Source organism: Pseudoalteromonas sp. SCQQ13, assembly GCF_015864415.1.
Lineage (GTDB): Bacteria > Pseudomonadota > Gammaproteobacteria > Enterobacterales > Alteromonadaceae > Pseudoalteromonas > Pseudoalteromonas nigrifaciens.
Genome location: NZ_JADYXG010000002.1, coordinates 69610 through 86403, shown reverse-complemented (window position 1 = coordinate 86403; position 16794 = coordinate 69610). Strand labels below are relative to the sequence as shown.

The 16794-nt window shown below is 40.8% G+C and carries 18 protein-coding genes; 9 read left to right on the top strand and 9 right to left on the bottom strand.

Annotated features, from left to right (window positions below):
- The first annotated feature begins 40 nt into the window (after positions 1 to 40).
- The 6 genes from murC to lpxC all read left to right on the top strand — a co-directional run bounded on the left by murC (position 41) and on the right by lpxC (position 6664).
- Positions 41 to 1450, top strand: coding sequence for a UDP-N-acetylmuramate--L-alanine ligase (murC, locus tag I6F41_RS02080; RefSeq protein WP_220488968.1), 1410 nt, complete (start codon positions 41 to 43; stop codon positions 1448 to 1450).
- Positions 1447 to 2367: a D-alanine--D-alanine ligase gene (locus tag I6F41_RS02075; RefSeq protein ID WP_089368729.1), complete on the top strand. Its 921-nt coding sequence runs from the start codon at positions 1447 to 1449 to the stop codon at positions 2365 to 2367. The genes murC and I6F41_RS02075 overlap by 4 nt, the downstream gene beginning before the upstream one ends.
- Before the next feature lies 1 nt (position 2368).
- On the top strand, positions 2369 to 3148 hold the full coding sequence (locus I6F41_RS02070; protein ID WP_089368728.1) for a cell division protein FtsQ/DivIB: 780 nt from the start codon (positions 2369 to 2371) through the stop codon (positions 3146 to 3148).
- Positions 3145 to 4377 (top strand): cell division protein FtsA, encoded by a 1233-nt coding sequence (ftsA, locus tag I6F41_RS02065; protein ID WP_011329148.1) that lies wholly within the window; start codon positions 3145 to 3147, stop codon positions 4375 to 4377. Before I6F41_RS02070 ends, ftsA begins: the two co-directional genes overlap by 4 nt.
- A gap of 21 nt (positions 4378 to 4398) precedes the next feature.
- The gene (gene ftsZ, locus I6F41_RS02060) at positions 4399 to 5649 is read left to right on the top strand and encodes a cell division protein FtsZ (RefSeq protein ID WP_011329147.1); all 1251 of its coding nucleotides are present in this window, start codon (positions 4399 to 4401) and stop codon (positions 5647 to 5649) included.
- A gap of 103 nt (positions 5650 to 5752) precedes the next feature.
- Positions 5753 to 6664, top strand: a complete 912-nt coding sequence (gene lpxC, locus I6F41_RS02055) for a UDP-3-O-acyl-N-acetylglucosamine deacetylase (RefSeq protein ID WP_011329146.1) — start codon at positions 5753 to 5755, stop codon at positions 6662 to 6664.
- 84 nt (positions 6665 to 6748) lie between these two features.
- On the opposite strand, the gene yjjG is transcribed toward lpxC, so the two are convergent.
- The 3 genes from yjjG to I6F41_RS02040 all read right to left on the bottom strand — a co-directional run bounded on the left by yjjG (position 6749) and on the right by I6F41_RS02040 (position 8965).
- A complete protein-coding gene (gene yjjG, locus I6F41_RS02050; RefSeq protein ID WP_011329145.1) occupies positions 6749 to 7423 on the bottom strand; it encodes a pyrimidine 5'-nucleotidase in 675 nt (224 codons plus the stop codon).
- Between the two features lie 14 nt (positions 7424 to 7437).
- Positions 7438 to 7983: an inosine/xanthosine triphosphatase gene (gene yjjX, locus I6F41_RS02045; protein WP_089368725.1), complete on the bottom strand. Its 546-nt coding sequence runs from the start codon at positions 7981 to 7983 to the stop codon at positions 7438 to 7440.
- 76 nt (positions 7984 to 8059) lie between these two features.
- Entirely contained in the window at positions 8060 to 8965 is a 906-nt protein-coding gene (locus I6F41_RS02040) for a phosphoribulokinase (protein ID WP_011329143.1), read from the bottom strand.
- Between the two features lie 116 nt (positions 8966 to 9081).
- Between I6F41_RS02040 and I6F41_RS02035 the strand changes: the two genes are divergently transcribed.
- Both I6F41_RS02035 and I6F41_RS02030 read left to right on the top strand, forming a co-directional pair.
- Positions 9082 to 9960 carry a TolB family protein gene (locus I6F41_RS02035; protein WP_086993260.1) on the top strand — a complete coding sequence of 293 codons (879 nt, stop codon included), beginning with the start codon at positions 9082 to 9084 and terminating at the stop codon, positions 9958 to 9960.
- Positions 9961 to 10034: 74 nt separating this feature from the next.
- Positions 10035 to 10400: a hypothetical protein gene (locus tag I6F41_RS02030; RefSeq protein WP_011329141.1), complete on the top strand. Its 366-nt coding sequence runs from the start codon at positions 10035 to 10037 to the stop codon at positions 10398 to 10400.
- A 246-nt stretch (positions 10401 to 10646) separates the two neighbouring features.
- Here the strand turns inward: I6F41_RS02030 and I6F41_RS02025 are convergent, their stop codons facing one another.
- From I6F41_RS02025 to I6F41_RS02000, 6 genes are all read right to left on the bottom strand, one after another.
- Positions 10647 to 13220 (bottom strand): M1 family metallopeptidase, encoded by a 2574-nt coding sequence (locus I6F41_RS02025; protein ID WP_089368724.1) that lies wholly within the window; start codon positions 13218 to 13220, stop codon positions 10647 to 10649.
- 158 nt (positions 13221 to 13378) lie between these two features.
- Positions 13379 to 14059: a hypothetical protein gene (locus I6F41_RS02020; protein ID WP_011329139.1), complete on the bottom strand. Its 681-nt coding sequence runs from the start codon at positions 14057 to 14059 to the stop codon at positions 13379 to 13381.
- A gap of 167 nt (positions 14060 to 14226) precedes the next feature.
- Positions 14227 to 14577, bottom strand: a complete 351-nt coding sequence (locus I6F41_RS02015; protein ID WP_011329138.1) for a DUF2750 domain-containing protein — start codon at positions 14575 to 14577, stop codon at positions 14227 to 14229.
- Between the two features lie 17 nt (positions 14578 to 14594).
- On the bottom strand, positions 14595 to 15173 hold the full coding sequence (locus I6F41_RS02010) for a glutathione S-transferase family protein (protein ID WP_011329137.1): 579 nt from the start codon (positions 15171 to 15173) through the stop codon (positions 14595 to 14597).
- 60 nt (positions 15174 to 15233) lie between these two features.
- Positions 15234 to 15515, bottom strand: a complete 282-nt coding sequence (locus tag I6F41_RS02005) for a peptidylprolyl isomerase (protein ID WP_011329136.1) — start codon at positions 15513 to 15515, stop codon at positions 15234 to 15236.
- 86 nt (positions 15516 to 15601) lie between these two features.
- Positions 15602 to 16177: a glutathione peroxidase gene (locus I6F41_RS02000; RefSeq protein WP_197107646.1), complete on the bottom strand. Its 576-nt coding sequence runs from the start codon at positions 16175 to 16177 to the stop codon at positions 15602 to 15604.
- Between the two features lie 91 nt (positions 16178 to 16268).
- Between I6F41_RS02000 and I6F41_RS01995 the strand changes: the two genes are divergently transcribed.
- Positions 16269 to 16754 carry a GNAT family N-acetyltransferase gene (locus I6F41_RS01995; protein ID WP_193038436.1) on the top strand — a complete coding sequence of 162 codons (486 nt, stop codon included), beginning with the start codon at positions 16269 to 16271 and terminating at the stop codon, positions 16752 to 16754.
- Positions 16755 to 16794 lie beyond the last annotated feature (40 nt).

Below are 16794 nucleotides of genomic sequence, written 5' to 3'. Positions count from 1 at the left end.
GAAACAAACGTCAATAAGAGAGCAATATACACGACCAGCAATGCGTCGCATTGAAACCATCCACTTTGTTGGTATTGGCGGCGCAGGCATGGGCGGCATTGCCGAAGTACTCGCGTTTGAAGGTTATAGGATTACCGGTTCAGACATTGCGCACAGCGCTATGACAGACAGGTTAATTAAAGCCGGTGCAGAGGTGTTTATTGGGCATCACGAAAATAACGTAAAAGATGCCAATGTAGTGGTTGTTTCCAGTGCTATTGATGAAACAAATCCAGAAATTATAGCCGCAAAGGTCGCAAGAGTACCTGTGGTACGCCGCGCCGAAATGCTCGCTGAGCTAATGCGCTTTCGCCACGGTATAGCTATTGCGGGTACACACGGTAAAACTACAACAACCAGTTTAATTGCCAGTATTTATGCACAAGCTGGCCTTGATCCAACATTTATAATTGGTGGCTTGTTAAATAGTGCCGGCAGCAATGCAAAAGTAGGTAAAAGCGACTTTTTAATCGCCGAAGCGGATGAAAGCGATGCCTCATTTTTACACTTACAGCCAATGGTATCGGTGATCACTAATATTGAAGAAGATCACATGGAAACCTATGGCGGCAGCCTAGAAAAAATGAAAGACACTTATGTGGACTTTATTCATAACCTGCCGTTTTATGGCTTAGCTGTAGTGTGTATTGACTCTGAAGTCGCGAGCGAGCTTATACCGCGTTTTGGTCGCCCAGTGATTACTTATGGCGAGTCGAGCGATGCGGATTATCGCATGAGCGACTTTAGCCAGTCGGCAAACACGTGCAAGTTTACGGTAACCAATAAACAAGGCGAGAGCTTAACCGCAACGCTAAATATGCCAGGCAAGCATAATGCACTTAATGCCACTGCAGCTATAGCGGTAGCAAAAGATCAAAATATTGCTAATTTCGCTATTTTAGAAGCATTGCAAAAATTTGAAGGTATTGGCCGACGTTTTCAGCACTACGGTGAATTTGAAAACGAACGTGGCAGCGTAATGTTAGTTGACGATTATGGGCATCATCCGTCAGAAGTGGCCGCCACTATTACCGCTGCTCGTGAAGGCTGGCCAGATAAGCGTTTAGTTATGGTGTATCAACCTCATCGCTTTACTCGTACTCGCGACTTGTACGAGGATTTTGTAAAGGTATTAGCCGAGGTTGATCAGTTGTTACTACTCGATGTATACAGTGCTGGCGAAGAGCCAATTGTAGGCGCAGATAGTAAAAGCTTATGCCGTAGTTTACGCCAGCGCGGTAAAGAGCCCCGCCACGTAGCTAATAGCGCAGAGTTGGCAAGCGTATTAGCTGATTGCTTACAAAATAACGATTTAGTATTAACCCAAGGGGCTGGCAACATAGGGCAATTAGTAAAAACCTTAGCCGCTACGGGTATGTCGATAGAAAAACTTAAACAAGGTGAAGTATGACACAGTTAAATACGCAGTTTGGTAAAGTAGCGGTGCTGTTAGGGGGTAACTCAGCAGAGCGTGAAGTGTCATTAAGATCAGGACAAGCGGTATTAAATGCATTGCAAAATCATGGCATAAACGCCATTGCCTTTGACCCAAAAGAGCGCCCGTTATGGGAGCTAAATGAGTTAGCAATTGATAGAGTGTTCATTGCACTGCATGGTCGTGGTGGCGAAGACGGTACAGTGCAAGGTGCGCTTGAATTTATGAACCTGCCGTATACTGGCAGTAACGTACTAGGCTCAGCGCTGGCTATGGATAAAGTGCGTTGTAAGCATTTATTTAAATCGGCAGGGTTAAGTACCGCTCCTTATACCGTGGTTGATGCCAAAAAAGGCTTTGATGCAGCGGCAATAATGCAGCAATTTAAAAAAGTGATGGTAAAGCCGTCACACGAAGGCTCAAGTATTGGTATGGCACAAGCAAGCACGCCACAAGAGCTTGAAGATGCACTGAGTAATGCGTTTAAGTTTGATAGCCAAGTGCTAGTTGAACAGTGGATCAGTGGCCGCGAATTTACCATAACGGTATTAGGCGATGAAGTGTTGCCAGTAATCGAAATGACAACCCCCAATGGTTTTTATGATTACCAAGCTAAATATCAGGCAACCACCACGCAGTATCATTGCCCGGCAGATTTATCGCCTGCAGATACCGAGCATTTACAAGCAATGGCACTCGATGCATTTGATTTAGTAGGTGCTAGCGGCTGGGGACGCGTAGATGCAATGCAAGATCAGCAAGGTGATTTTTACTTATTAGAAGTAAATACAGTACCCGGTATGACCGAAAAGTCGCTTGTACCTATGGCGGCAAAAGCACATGGTGCAAGTTTTGAGCAATTAGTTGTTCGCATTTTGGAGCAAACACTTTAATATGCATCCCCTTTTAGAAAAAACGCTACAAATCAAACAGCAACTTAACTGGTCGCTAATTTTTGGGGTGAGTTTTTTTCTAGCTGTGGTAATCGGCTTAGTGCAAATTACTACAGGTGTATCGGATTGGTTGGTAGAAAATAAAGATGCCCAAATTAAACACTTAATGGTGCAGGGTAATCCTAAATATACCGACGAAATCGCTATTATTAGGGCGATTAAAAAAGCAGATTTAACTAGCTTTTTTGACCTTAATGTAAAGCATGTACAGCAATTGGTACAAGATTTACCTTGGGTGGCAAGTGTATCGGTGCGTAAACAATGGCCCGACACACTGCAAGTTTATGTAGTTGAGCACCGCGCTGTTGCGCATTGGAATAGTGACTTGTTACTTAATCAAAACGGCGATGCATTTGAAGCTAAAAGTAATAAGTTAAGTAAAAACTTACCTCAACTATATGGCCCAGAGGGCAGTGAGCAAGAAGCATGGATTGCGTTTCAGCAATTTGACGAAATGCTAAAAGTAAACGCATTAACGTTAAAAAGTTTAGCGTTATCGGAGCGTTTCTCATGGCAGTTGTGGCTAGATAATGGAGTGCGCTTAAATTTAGGGCGCAAAGACAAAGCTAAGCGTGTACAGCGTTTTATAGACGTTTATCCACGCATGGAAAAGCGTGCAGATGCTCAAATAGATGCAATCGATTTACGCTACGATACTGGCCTTGCAGTCAGCTTTAAGCCATTGCAAGAAGAACAATTACAAAATAAGAGTAAGGCATGACTAAGTCAGCAGAAAGAAACCTAGTGATTGGATTAGACGTTGGCACCTCAAAAGTGATTGCAACGGTAGGTGAAATCACCGCAGACAACAAACTCAGTATTGTTGGTGTAGGCACGCAAATATCCCGAGGTATGGATAAAGGCGGCGTAAACGATTTAAACTTAGTATCTGAGTCTATTCGCCGAGCCATAGACGAAGCCGAATTGATGGCTGATTGTCGTATTAGCTCAGTGTACCTTGGTATCTCTGGCAAGCATATACAATGCCAAAACGAAAGCGGTGTAGTAGCAATTAACAACACCGAAGTAACCGATGAAGACATTGAAAATGTGATTCATATTGCCCGCTCAGTGCCTATTTCAGCAGAGCGTAAAATGCTACATGCGTTACCACAAGAATACAGTATCGACATGCAAGAGGGGATTAAAAATCCACTCGGTATGAGCGGCGTACGTATGGAAGCACGTGCTCACATTATTACGTGCTCAAACGATATGGCAAAAAATATCGAAAAATGTGTACAGCGTTGTGGGCTTGAAGTTGACCAGCTTATTTTTACTGCACTTGCCTCATGTTACTCGGTACTGACCGATGATGAAAAAGAGCTGGGAGTAGCAGTACTTGATATTGGTGGTGGCACTATGGATATCACTATATACATTAATGGTGCACTGCGTCACTCAGCGGTTATTCCGGTGGCGGGTAACCAAGTAACTGGCGATATAGCAAAAATATTTCGCACACCTATATCACATGCAGAGGCACTCAAAGTACAATACGCCTGTGCTAGTAGCCAAATGGCCAGTAATGAAGACACCATAGAAGTACCGAGTGTAGGCGGACGCCCAGCTAGATTAATGTCGCGTCATACATTATCGGAAGTGGTAGAGCCAAGATTTAGAGAATTATTTGAATTAGCGATGGAAGAAATTCGTCGCTCAGGGTTAGAAGACCAAATTGCAGCAGGTCTCGTTATCACAGGCGGAACTGCTAAAATGGCCGGCGCAATGGAAGTAGCAGAAGATATTTTCCAAATGCCGGTAAGAATAGGCAAACCAATTGGGATAGTTGGTTTGACAGACTATGTGGACGATCCTTCGTACGCAACCGCTGTTGGTTTGTTACAATACGGGCGTACCATGCAATCAATGAATGCACAAAAGTTGAAAGCAGAAGGGAATAATAATTTATGGAGCCGCATTACTAAGTGGTTCCAAGGCGAGTTTTAGTACTCAAGTCGGAGAGTAAACATGTTTGATATGATGGAACAACATAGCGAAGAAGCTGTAATAAAAGTAATTGGCGTGGGCGGCGGCGGCGGTAACGCTGTTGAGCACATGGTAAAACAGCAAATTGAAGGCGTATGCTTTATTGCTGCTAATACAGACGCACAAGCATTACGTAACTCAGCAGCGCACGTTACTGTACAATTAGGCACGCAAATAACCTCAGGGTTAGGAGCCGGTGCAAACCCTGAAATAGGTCGTCAATCAGCTGAAGAAGATGCTGATACAATTCGTGCCAGCCTTGAAGGTGCCGACATGGTATTTATTGCAGCAGGTATGGGCGGCGGTACTGGTACTGGTGCAGCGCCTGTAGTGGCAAAAATTGCAAAAGAGCTTGGTATTTTAACCGTAGCAGTAGTTACACGTCCTTTTGACTTTGAAGGTAAAAAGCGAGCTGCAGCTGCTGAACAAGGCATTAATGAATTGTCAGAAATTGTAGATTCACTTATTACAATTCCAAACAATAAACTGCTTAAAGTTTTAGGAAAAGGGACTACACTTTTAGATGCCTTCGCTAAAGCTAACGACGTATTATTTGGTGCGGTTCAGGGTATTGCAGAGTTAATTACTCGCTCTGGTCTGATCAACGTGGATTTCGCCGACGTACGTACAGTAATGTCAGCAATGGGTCCTGCAATGATGGGTACAGCGTCTGCATCAGGTCCTGATCGTGCACAAGAAGCAGCAGAAGCGGCTATCTCAAGCCCATTACTTGAAGACGTAGATTTAACTGGTGCTAAAGGTATCTTGGTTAATATTACTGCGGGTATGGACATTGCGATTGAAGAATTTGAGATCGTTGGTAACCACGTAAAAGCATTGGCATCAGAAAACGCTACTGTGGTTGTAGGTGCAGTAATTGACCCTGAAATGACCGATGAATTACGTGTAACTGTAGTTGCAACTGGCTTAGGTGGCGATCGTCGTCCGCAGTTTGGCATTGTTGATAATGGCTTTAAAAAAGCATCAGGTTCTGATGTAGCCAGCACTTCAAACCAAAGTAGCAGCATGTACGTACCAAGCTTTGCAAGCCAAGGCACAAGCGCTGAAGAAAACACAGCAAAGACGCAAGTTGAAAGTGACGAAAAAACAACTTCATCTAGTGCTAACAAAAGCACAACGAGTGCTGCAGCGCCAAGTAACAAAAAATCAGATAAGTCAGAAGGCGGAGATTATTTTGATATTCCTGCTTTTTTACGTAAACAAGCTGATTAATATAAACAGTATTTCGTTTGAAATGTGAACGAATATTGCAATTGCGGCGTATTTATGTTAGTATCCGCCGTCTAACTGTAACTGAATTTAAGTGAGCGAACCTATGATTAAACAGCGAACGATTGCACAAGTAGTCAAAGCCATAGGAATTGGACTTCATAAAGGTGAGAAGGTCACAATAACTCTCCGACCTGCGAGCGCAAATACTGGGATTGTATTTCGTCGTGTCGACCTTGATCCGGTTGTTGATTTTGAAACAACACCTGAAGCCGTTGGTGATACGCAATTATGTACCTGTTTAATTAACAAAGATGGTGTTCGCTTATCAACTACTGAGCATCTTATTGCCGCTGTTGCTGCAATGGGTATTGATAATCTAATTGTAGAATTAGATAGCTCAGAAGTGCCAATAATGGATGGTAGTGCATTACCATTCATTTATTTGTTACAAAAAGGCGGTATTGAAGAGCAAAATGCAGCAAAACGCTTTATTCGTATTAAAGAAAAAGTACGTATTGAAGAAGGCGATAAATGGGCCGAGTTAGAACCGTATGACGGTTTTCATATCGACTTTGAAATTGCCTTTGATCACCCAGCTATCAATGAAAGTCGCCAACGTATTGGTTTAGATATTACGACGAAAAGCTTTATTGAAGAAATTAGCCGTGCACGTACTTTTGGTTTTATGAAAGACATTGAATATATGCATGCTAACAACCTAGCATTAGGTGGCAGCATGGATAGCGCAGTAGTACTTGATGAGTTTAAAGTGTTAAATCCAAACGGTTTACGCTACAGCGATGAGTTTGTTAAGCATAAGATATTAGACTGTGTTGGTGACATGTTTATGACAGGTCATAACATTTTAGGTAAAGTAACTGCATTTAAATCGGGTCACGATTTAAATAATAAATTACTACGTAAATTAATGGCTACTGAGTCAGCATGGGAGTGGGCAACCTTTGAAACGCCTGTAACGATGCCTGCACCCGGCCTTGAATTAGCGCCAGCCTAATTTATTGCTCACACAGTTATAAAAAATGACGCTAATTAGCGTCATTTTTTTTGCCTATTGAAAATACTTTAAGTGCGTAGCTACCTACAGCTCTAAAATACTTTGTAACTGCTTCAAATGAGTAACGGTATAGGTAGGCTTTATACCCTCGGGCAACTGCTCGTTTGGGTGTTGTAACCAGCAGGTATCAATCCCCGCATTATTACCGCCTAAAATATCGCTTGTGGCAGTATCGCCAACCATTAATATTTGGCTTTTATCTGGGTTACCCATTAATTCAAAGGTATGGTCAAAAATAGCTTTATTAGGCTTAGCTATGCCCACTAATTCAGAAATGACTAACCATTCAAACATATCTTTTAAACCAGTATGCTCAAGGCGCACGGTTTGTAAACGTGCAAAACCATTAGTAATAATACCTAACTTAGCGTGGGGCTTAAGTTTATTTAACAGCTCTATGGCACCGGGTAGCGGCTCGCATATTTCTGCCATAGCATCTAAAAATGCATCATTAAGCTCTTTTGCTGGCACATTTAGTTTAGTAGCCCATTCGCTAAAGCGAGTAACCTGCAAGTAGTCGGCACTAATGTCGCCATTTTGGTAATCAACCCATAGTTGCTTATTGGTTTTTTGATAATGAAGATAGTCGGCTTGGCTAAAATCTACGTTATATGTTTTAAACATGCGAGTCATGCCCGCTAAAATATCAAATCTAAACAAGGTTTCGTCTGCATCAAACAGCACGTAACTGTATTTCATTAAACTTCCTAAAATTAATTTGTTTGGCAATAAAGCGCTGAATGTAAAAAAGGTGCCATGGCCAAAGTAAGTGCCTGAGTATAGGTACTTTCGCGGGTGGCGTGGTTATTAGTGAGTAAACCAATAGCGCCGCCTTGCTGCTTTATATTGGTGGTATTAAAAGTCTTATCCATAACATCGCCAAGCTCTGCACCATTAAGTAATGCGTTATACAGTATTTGCGGCAAAGGTAGGTTGCTACTGCGTCCTACAACTTGATTTACCGCGTTATCGATAACTACATAGGCAAAGGTTGCGGCACCGTAACTAAATTGCTCTGCACCGCCTTCCATGGCCACATAATAGTGGGCTTGGTAGTGCTCTTTGCAGTAATTCACTCGGTTTTGTGCGCCAATGCGAGTTTGCTCTTCACCAATAGGTTGATCAGGCACACCCGAGGGAGCATTTACACCTTGGCAGTCAATGTCACGCTCTGGAAAATATATGCTAAAAATGCACTTAGCAGCATTTATTTTTACTGGGTTTTTAGAGCCCACAATAACTTTTAATGGTTGCGACATGCTGATCTCACTTTAAGCAAAATCAGCAGTGTACGTGAGTTGGCTTTAACAAAAAAGGGCTGTGGGTTATCCAATATCAAATAGGTAAATCCAGTGGTGCTAGGTTTTCTAATGCTCGTTTTTTTAAAATAATATCTTTAATGAGTGGGGTAAGTACCAACTCCATTGCCAAGCCCATTTTACCGCCAGGCACTACCAAGGTATTAATACGCGACATAAAGCTACCTTGGATCATCTGTAAATAGTACGGAAAATCGACATCTTCAATGCCCCTAAAGCGGATCACCACAAAGCTTTCATCGAGTGATGGAATGTCTTTTGCGCTGAACGGGTTAGAGGTATCTACGGTAGGGACTCGTTGAAAGTTAATATGGGTGCGTGAAAATTGTGGAGTAATATGGTTAATATAATCGTCCATACTGCGCACTATAGATCCCATTACCGCTTCGCGTGAGTGACCACGATCAGAGGTGTCGCGGATCAGCTTTTGGATCCACTCAAGGTTGATAATGGGCACCATACCAATAAGTAAATCTACATGTTTTGCTACATCCACATTGTGCTCTTGATCTACAACAGCGCCATGCAATCCTTCGTAAAATAATAAATCGGTATTTTGCTCTAGGTTTTGCCACGGAGTAAATGTGCCGGGCAATTGGTTGTAAGGCACCGCTTCGTCAAAGGTATGTAAATAACGACGCAGTTTACCTTGGCCGGTTTCACCGTAGCTATCAAATAGGGTTTCTAGTAAACCAAAGTCGTTGGCTTCGCGGCCAAAGTAGCTAATATGTTTGCCTTCTTGTTGCGCGTCACGTACTTTTTTTTCCATTTCAGGGCGAGTGTAACGATGAAAGCTATCCCCTTCGATAAAAGCCGCACTAATGTTAAGGCTACGAAAAATATGTTTAATTGCATTCGTGGTGGTAGTTGTCCCCGCACCTGAAGAGCCGGTTATTGCAATAATAGGATGTTTAGCTGACATATTAATTCTCTTTTATAAGACCCGGTTAGTTATAAAGATGTTGCTGGTCTAGGTCAAGTGACGTAATCAGCAAATAACGTTATCATGGGGTGCTTAAAAATAAAACGAGATAGAGCATGAAATTTTTAAAACCACTACTAGGGTTGTTTTCAATAAGCGCTTTAACGCTCTCAGTAGCACAGGCAAGTATGCCCAAAAGCCAAGTATTATTAGCCGATTTAAATACTCCTTATGGCCTGCAAGTTACTATTGTGAGCGACAGTGATAGTTATAATAATCAGCCTCATATACACAATAATGGTGTTTACTTTACCCATGAAGTATTAAGTATTGAGCAAAGCCAAACCGATATTGCTTACTACGACTTTGCAACAAAACAAATTATTAATATAACCAATACGCCAGTAAGCGAATACTCACCAACCGTAATGCCAAATAAACAAAGCTTATCGGCAATTGTGGTAGAGGCCAATGGCAAGCAAAAGCTATGGCAATATCCGCTTGATAGCGAAGTTGCAGCAAGTCGTATTTTTGACTGGATAGAGCCAGTGGGATATCACGCATGGGGTATAAATAACGATTTAGTAATGTTTATTTTAGGTGAGCCACATACATTACAATATAGCTTGGTTGCAGCGGCAAAAGGGCAAGTTGTGGCAAAAAACATTGGTCGTACGCTTATTTACAATCATACAATGGCGCAGTTTATATTTAGTTACACCCAAAATGAGCAACATATTGTAGCGCGTTTTAATCCACAAACTAAGCAGGTAGAAAACTTACTTAGATTGCCGCTACAAGTACAAGACTTTATCTTAAAAGACGACAGTACGCTGGCTTATGCGCTTAACAACCGTGTTTACCAACGTAACCTTAGTGGCAATAACACTGTATCGCAATGGCTGGATTTAACACCCTATTGCCATACCAATATTACCCGTATGAGTTATAACAACGACAAACTTGCTTTTGTTTGTGATGTAGCTGAGGACTAATTTAAATAAATTTCAGACTTTATAATGCGTATGCGTTAAGGTTATGCGCAAATTTAACTAATAGGGATTACAACGTGGCTTATAGTGCAGACGAGCTTACTGAGCAGCTAATTAAATTAGAGTGTAGAAGTAATTTTAAAATAAAGAATATTGCCGAATACATGTTAGTTAATTCAAAAGAAGCGTTTTACACGCACAGTGAAGGCGGCAAAGGTAAAATTATAATTCGCCCAGCATTTGAAGTGTTTAGTGATGATTTTACCGATATTGATGGGGTAGTGCGTACTCAGGGTTATTTTCATAGTAGCGAAATGACGCGTTTTCCTACGCGCATTTATAAAAGTGCACAGCCGATTCATTATGGTGTCGCGTTTAAAATAAACTCTGAGCAAGCAGCAAAAGATTTTATTGCTAAACTAACGATGATTTTAGGTGGGTAATAGTAAAGGTTTATAAATCAGCTTTCAGGCTTCAGATTTAACAAAATATCGGCCAAGCTGGGTTTAGGTTATAAGTAGGCAAGGCAGTATACCGCGCTTTTTTAAAGCCTGGTAAATTTAACACCACAGCGCAAAATGCTAGGTATTAGTAAAAAACAAACCAAGCTCGCAGTAAATTATTAGCTACGAAGCTTGGTTTTGTTATCAGCTCTAGGCTCTAAAATAAAACCTAGAACCCTAATATAGCTACTTACCTTTTAAGAAGTTATTAACCGATTCAAGCTCACGATTTTTCAGTGCAATACAATCATTAGTGCTTTCTTCTAGTTTACTTAAAGTACGAGCGTAACCTGGTATTTCAGCTAACTTAGTATTAAAGAAGCTTTGTGTTGTGGCAAAGCTATTTGCATCACAATTTGCAGTTGTAAAATACGGTAGGTTAGGGATAAAAAACGGCGGTAAGCTTGCTGTTACTTTATCGTAATTACTGTAAACCCAGTCAATAAACAGCGCTTGGCGCTCATCAGTATAGCTTTGTCCTGCTAAAATAGTGCGCATGTCGGATGCGGTTACTTCATCTGTTAAGCTGTAAGCCAATACTGCTTTTTGCAGTGCAGGTTTTGCAAAGTAGCCCATAGCCGAGAGCATATTAGTACGTACTTGTGGATCTTTGGTGGTTTTAAAGGTTGCCATAAATTGATCAAGCAACGCTTTATCGCCGTTAAAAGCAGCTAAAGTTAAATAAGTACCTGCTAAGTACGGGTCTACTTTTTGTGGATCGTTTAAATAAACCTGAGTTTGCTGTTTTGCTTTATTGATCACATTTTGATCTTCGCCATCAAAACCTAAACGCGATACAACCGCAGCTCGAAGTTGTGAAATAGCGCCATCTTCACCTACTTTTGCCTCTAAGCCATATTTTTTAGCCGCAGGGGTTACTGCACCACGAATAAATTTAGGCCATAAGTCTTTATTGCTATCGTCTTTAAAGGTGCGTTGTTGCGATACTAAATAGCCCAGCGCGGTATTAGCAACGCGAGGGTGGCTGTCGCTTATAAATACTTCAAGCGTTTGCATTAACTTAGCGGCCGATATAACACCAGCATCAAGTAGTGCATCGGTAGCAGATAATAACGCTAAACGTTCGCGGTCATCTAGCTTGTCAGCAGCATTGTCGATAAGCGCACTAAACTGTGCATCGTCCATCACCCAGCGGTAATAACCCAATGCGCCTTGATCGGGATAAATCCACTCGGGTGCAAAATCTAAATCTAGCGTTTGGCTTTGTTTATTAAGTAATACGTTCGCTGTTTTTACTTTATCGCCCGCGCCATATTTAATTGCAACAGGCACATTCCATAATTGCTCAGGCGCATCAACACCGGCATTTACAAAGCGACTTTGCGATATAGTTATTTTACTACCTTGCTGAGCTACTTTAATCAGTGGGTAGGAAGATTGCTCAATAAACGATTTTAAAACACTCGCTACATCTTTATTAGAAGCTTTGCCAAGTGCTTGCCATAAATCGGCAGCTTCGGCATTTTTATAGGAAAATTCTTTTAAGTAATTTTGAATACCTTTTTGAAAGGCCTCTTCACCTATCCAGTTTTCAACCATAGCAAGTACCGAGCTACCCTTGCTATAAGCAAGGCCTAAACCATCCATAATATCGGCTTCGGTTTTAATTGGTTTACGAATTGGTTTAGTACTCAAACGCGCATCAAGTGGCATAACGTTATTTTGTGGTAAATCTAGGTGCGATTCAAATTCAGGGTTTAGTTGCTTGGTAATTTTTGCCGCCATCCAACTAGCAAACGCTTCGTTTAACCATAAATCGTTCCACCACTTCATAGTGACTAAGTTACCGTACCATTGGTGTGCAAGTTCGTGAGCAATAATAGACACATTGCGTTGTTTTTTACTGCGCGTAGCGGCAGCTAAATCAACCAATAAAATATCTTCTCGGTAGGTTACAAGTCCTGAGTTTTCCATGGCACCAAACGGAAATTCAGGTACAGCCACCGAATCTAGTTTTTGATACACATAAGGAATACCAAAATACGCCTCAAGTGCGCCTAGTACTTTTGGCATGTTTTCTTTTGCGTACTGGGCTAAATGAATTTTACCTTGTGGGGTAATTACGCGCCCTGGCACCGACATACCTTCAACATTAAGCTCTTCAAAAGGGCCCACAGCCATTGCTACTAAATAAGAAGGAATAGGCGGTGTTTTATCAAAAAAGTGGGTGGTCATGTCGCCATTTACTGTAGTTTTAAGCTCAGGTGTATTGGCATATACTTTTTGTGAGGTAGGCGCGGTAATAGTGAGCTGAAATGGAATTTTGTAGCTTGGCTCGTCAAACACCGGAAATGCACGGCGCGCATCACTCATTTCAAACTGAGTAAATAAGTAAGGTGTACCTTGATCTAAGGTTTTATATAGCCCAACACTTTGGCGATTATATGGCGCTGAAAAATCAATTTTTAAGGTGTATTTACCCGGCTGAATTTGCTCATCACAGCTAAATTTTACTTTACCGGTTTTGAGCATTTCGCTGTTTAAGTCACAATTTTGCTCGCCAAGTAATTGTGCCATTTTAGTTGCGTAAGCCACGCCGTTTAGTTCTATGTAGTTAGTTGGCTTGAGTACTTCTAAAATAATTTCAGTCATTCCAGTAAAGGTATCTTGGCTTGGATCGAGTGTTAACGACACTGATTGACTGCTTGGTTTTGCGAGTTTTTCAATTACGAATTCGTTAGCATTTGCTGCGTTCATCGCGAATGCAACACTTACGGTTAAGAGGCTTTTAAGAAACATAGTATCCCTAGTTTATTATTGTTATAAATGACTAAAGCAGACAGCGTTACCACGCTACCTCAATAGAAACGGTATTATATGCGGATATCCTAGCAGCTTTCTTTTATGGAGTAATCGAATAACCCCGGATTTGGACGAGTAAAGAGTAACAAAGTTTGTCAGTGACTATCGCGATTGATAAAGCGCTGCCAATGCAGTTGTGAGTTAATAACGCGAATTTGCCCAATTATGCTATTTAACACTGCTACATTGCTATAATTTGGGTGTGGGTATTCGTTAAAGCCCATTAAATAATTAAACGCGTCTTTAGAGTTGGCTTGCAGTGCATAAATACGTACTTGCTGCTCAAAGTTAAGCCGCAGGCTACTTATAGCGGTTTTCATTCCGAGTTGGTCAATGTTTGGAATTGCACATTTTTGTAAGTAACCAGCGCGCTCGCCTTCGCCGCTAAACCAAATGCGAACTTTTTCGCTGTAGCGACCGGTTTTAGCTGGCAAGTCGAACATTAATCGCTGTTGGTTTTGGCTTTTTATAAATGCTAAATAGTCGTTAAAGCCAGCATTAATTAGCGCTTGATGTACAGGAATAAGTCGCGGTTTTATTTTTCCGTGGGTATGAAAACTAAAACATAAAATATTTTGCTCAACAGTTAAGTCATCAAGTGTTAAACAGCCTATTTCGTCACTATAAGCGCCCGTATAGTAAGCAATTAATGGCAACCAAAAATGCCAATGTTTTGCTTGTTCACGCACCACGCGCATATCGCCATAAATATAGCCAGTGTAAAGTGTGTGCAGCTCCATAGCTGAAAAAGGACGGCGACCAAGATGGGTTTTCAACGGTGTACCTTGAAAATAATGACAAAATACATTTTATACCCAAAACATAGCAAGATGCGAGTATGTTTTGGGTATAAATACTTATACCTAATTAATTAAAACAAAAAAGCCAACTAGCACGAATGCAGTTGGCTTTTTTTATGCTTTATTAATTAAGCTATAGTGAATTATTCACTTAATGCGCGTGCTAAACCTACTGGTTCAATTTCTACGCATACTTGGTCGTCATTCCAGTTAAGGCCAACTAAAGCATTGTCTTCGTTTAGGTCTTCAACCCATTCATCTAAAAATTCATCAAGGCCAATTTCTACTGGGCTGTACTCTTTCCACTCGTCTTTACACTGAGCTTTAGCAGCCGCTTCGCTTTCCCAAAGTAGTAATACGTCAGTCTCGTCAAATTGATTTGAATCACACACTACAAAGCCATTATCTTCTGCACCTAGTGCCCAAATTACTTCGCTCATACGTACTTTTTCAACAAAGTTGACTAGTTCTGATTCAATCTCGATATCGCTCATGTGTTTACCTTTTTAAATTAATGACTAGGACTGGTATTTATTGCTGCTTGGCGTTGGCCATATTGCTCATAAAAAGCAACAAGCGCTGAATGCTGACTAATGTCGGTTAGTTCACGAAAGCAAATCCAATCAAGCAGGCAGTATAAACTGATGTTGAGGTATTCACAGCCTTTAAATTCATCATCAGTTAAATGATCATTTAAAAAGTGTAATGTTTCAACAATACGTTCGTTTTGCAAATTAAAAAATAACGCATCACTTTGCGTATCAAAACCAGAGCGCTGGCATAAAAGCATTTCCACTAAAGAGTCATTACAGGCATTAATAGTGGTAAGTAAGTGCTCTTGCGGCCAAGTTAATTTTGGCTGTGCTGTTTTTTCAAGTAAATAACGCAGTATTGAGTTTGAATCACTAAGGGTTAAATTGCCATCTACGAGAATAGGGATTTTGCGTGCTGGGTTTTTGCTCACCATAGTTGGGCGATCTTGCGCTGAAAAAATATCCAGATTAATAAACTCTAAATCACAGTTATTTTCCAGCGCCCATATTCTAATACGGCGTACATAAGGCGAGGTAACAGAACCAAATAGTTGCATAATTACTCCATAAAAAAGCCGCATAAGCGGCTTTTTTCAAAATTTACAGTACAGAATAAGTTACTCTGAACGGCTGGTTACTTCAAGTAAATGGTAACCAAACTGTGTTTGTACTGGGCCTTGTACTTGATTAATTGGCGCAGAGAACACCACTTTATCAAACTCTGGCACCATCATACCTGGGCCAAACTCACCAAGAGCACCGCCATCTTGACCTGAAGGACAGTTAGAGTGTGCTTTTGCTAACACAGCAAAGTCTTCACCTTGTTCAATTTTTTCTTTTAAATCTAAACACTGTGCTTCACTATCTACTAATATATGTCTTGCGCTTGCCACTGTCATAAAATCTCCTAATAATTAATCTGGTTGTTTTTTAATCATACTAACGTGTATTTTAGTTAGTTTAAACTAATTGTAACGGTTTTAACCTAGTTAATAGCTAATGTCGCTTCAATTGCTGCAGTTAGTTTTTCTGATTCGGGGGCTACTTTACTGTTAAAGCGCGTAATTGTTTTACGATCAGCAGACACTAAATACTTATAAAAATTCCAATTAGGTGAGCTGGTTTGGCTATTTAAGTGTTTAAAAATAGGGTTTGCATCGCTGCCGCGCACTGCGCTGGTGGCAAACATAGTGAAAGTAACCCCGTAATTAACAAAGCAGACTTTGGCGGTGTCTTGTTCGTTGTTTTCTTCTTGAAAAAAATCATCAGAAGGAAATCCCAATACCACTAAGCCTTGATCTTTATATTTATTATAAACCGCTTCAAGCCCTGCAAATTGCGGCGTAAAGCCACAGTTACTCGCTGTATTAACAATTAGCAGCGGTTGGTTTTCAAATTGGCATAAGTTAACAAACTCTTTTGAGCGTAGTTTACGCAAAGTAACGTTAGTAAAGTCTTGGCAGTTATTTTGTTTTTTAATGGGGGGCTCAGCCGTGCTTTGCGCTTGAGCTAATGCGGGTACAAGTAACGCCATTAATGCTAATAATATTATTTTTATCATTTTTAATGCCTAAAGTTAAAAGGTTACATATTGTTTATAGCCTCAATGATACGCTAATATAAATGCAACTGATCAACCTTATTTAGACCTTATGACAATCCGTTTAGCACGCCCAGAAGATTTAAAAACTATAGTCGCAATTTATAACGAAACCATTGCCAGCAGAATGGTTACCGCTGATACTGAAGAGGTCAGCGTTACCGACAAACAAGCTTGGTTTGATAGCCACACTCCTCAGCGGCCAATTTATGTATATTCTGAAAATGACCAAGTGTTAGCATGGCTTAGTTATAAACCGTTTTATGGGCGCGTAGCTTACGAAGGGACGGTAGAAATAAGTATTTATATTACCGCTAAAGCACAAGGCAAAGGTTTAGGTAAAACACTGATGGAGTTTGCCCAAACGCAAGCTAAGCAACTTAATATTAAAGTGCTGCTAGGGTTCATTTTTAGTCATAATTTACCCAGTACTAAACTATTTAAACACTTTAATTTTAGTGTGTGGGGCGAGTTACCACAGGTGGCTATTATGGATAATAACCCTTACAGCTTAACTATTTTTGGTAAGCACTTATAACCGTAGCGATTAATTAAAAGTGCTTACTCCACACCTAAAC

Excerpts from the sequence above, each read along its gene's own strand:
- I6F41_RS02040 (WP_011329143.1), bottom strand. The coding sequence starts at position 8,965 with ATGTCAGCTAAACATCCTATTATTGCAATAACCGGCTCTTCAGGTGCG.
- lpxC (WP_011329146.1), top strand. The coding sequence starts at position 5,753 with ATGATTAAACAGCGAACGATTGCACAAGTAGTCAAAGCCATAGGAATT.
- I6F41_RS02005 (WP_011329136.1), bottom strand. The coding sequence starts at position 15,515 with ATGACAGTGGCAAGCGCAAGACATATATTAGTAGATAGTGAAGCACAG.
- I6F41_RS01995 (WP_193038436.1), top strand. The coding sequence starts at position 16,269 with ATGACAATCCGTTTAGCACGCCCAGAAGATTTAAAAACTATAGTCGCA.
- ftsA (WP_011329148.1), top strand. The coding sequence starts at position 3,145 with ATGACTAAGTCAGCAGAAAGAAACCTAGTGATTGGATTAGACGTTGGC.
- I6F41_RS02035 (WP_086993260.1), top strand. The coding sequence starts at position 9,082 with ATGAAATTTTTAAAACCACTACTAGGGTTGTTTTCAATAAGCGCTTTA.
- I6F41_RS02070 (WP_089368728.1), top strand. The coding sequence starts at position 2,369 with ATGCATCCCCTTTTAGAAAAAACGCTACAAATCAAACAGCAACTTAAC.
- I6F41_RS02000 (WP_197107646.1), bottom strand. The coding sequence starts at position 16,177 with ATGATAAAAATAATATTATTAGCATTAATGGCGTTACTTGTACCCGCA.
- I6F41_RS02075 (WP_089368729.1), top strand. The coding sequence starts at position 1,447 with ATGACACAGTTAAATACGCAGTTTGGTAAAGTAGCGGTGCTGTTAGGG.
- ftsZ (WP_011329147.1), top strand. The coding sequence starts at position 4,399 with ATGTTTGATATGATGGAACAACATAGCGAAGAAGCTGTAATAAAAGTA.
- murC (WP_220488968.1), top strand. The coding sequence starts at position 41 with ATGCGTCGCATTGAAACCATCCACTTTGTTGGTATTGGCGGCGCAGGC.
- I6F41_RS02010 (WP_011329137.1), bottom strand. The coding sequence starts at position 15,173 with ATGCAACTATTTGGTTCTGTTACCTCGCCTTATGTACGCCGTATTAGA.
- yjjG (WP_011329145.1), bottom strand. The coding sequence starts at position 7,423 with ATGAAATACAGTTACGTGCTGTTTGATGCAGACGAAACCTTGTTTAGA.
- I6F41_RS02015 (WP_011329138.1), bottom strand. The coding sequence starts at position 14,577 with ATGAGCGATATCGAGATTGAATCAGAACTAGTCAACTTTGTTGAAAAA.
- I6F41_RS02025 (WP_089368724.1), bottom strand. The coding sequence starts at position 13,220 with ATGTTTCTTAAAAGCCTCTTAACCGTAAGTGTTGCATTCGCGATGAAC.
- yjjX (WP_089368725.1), bottom strand. The coding sequence starts at position 7,983 with ATGTCGCAACCATTAAAAGTTATTGTGGGCTCTAAAAACCCAGTAAAA.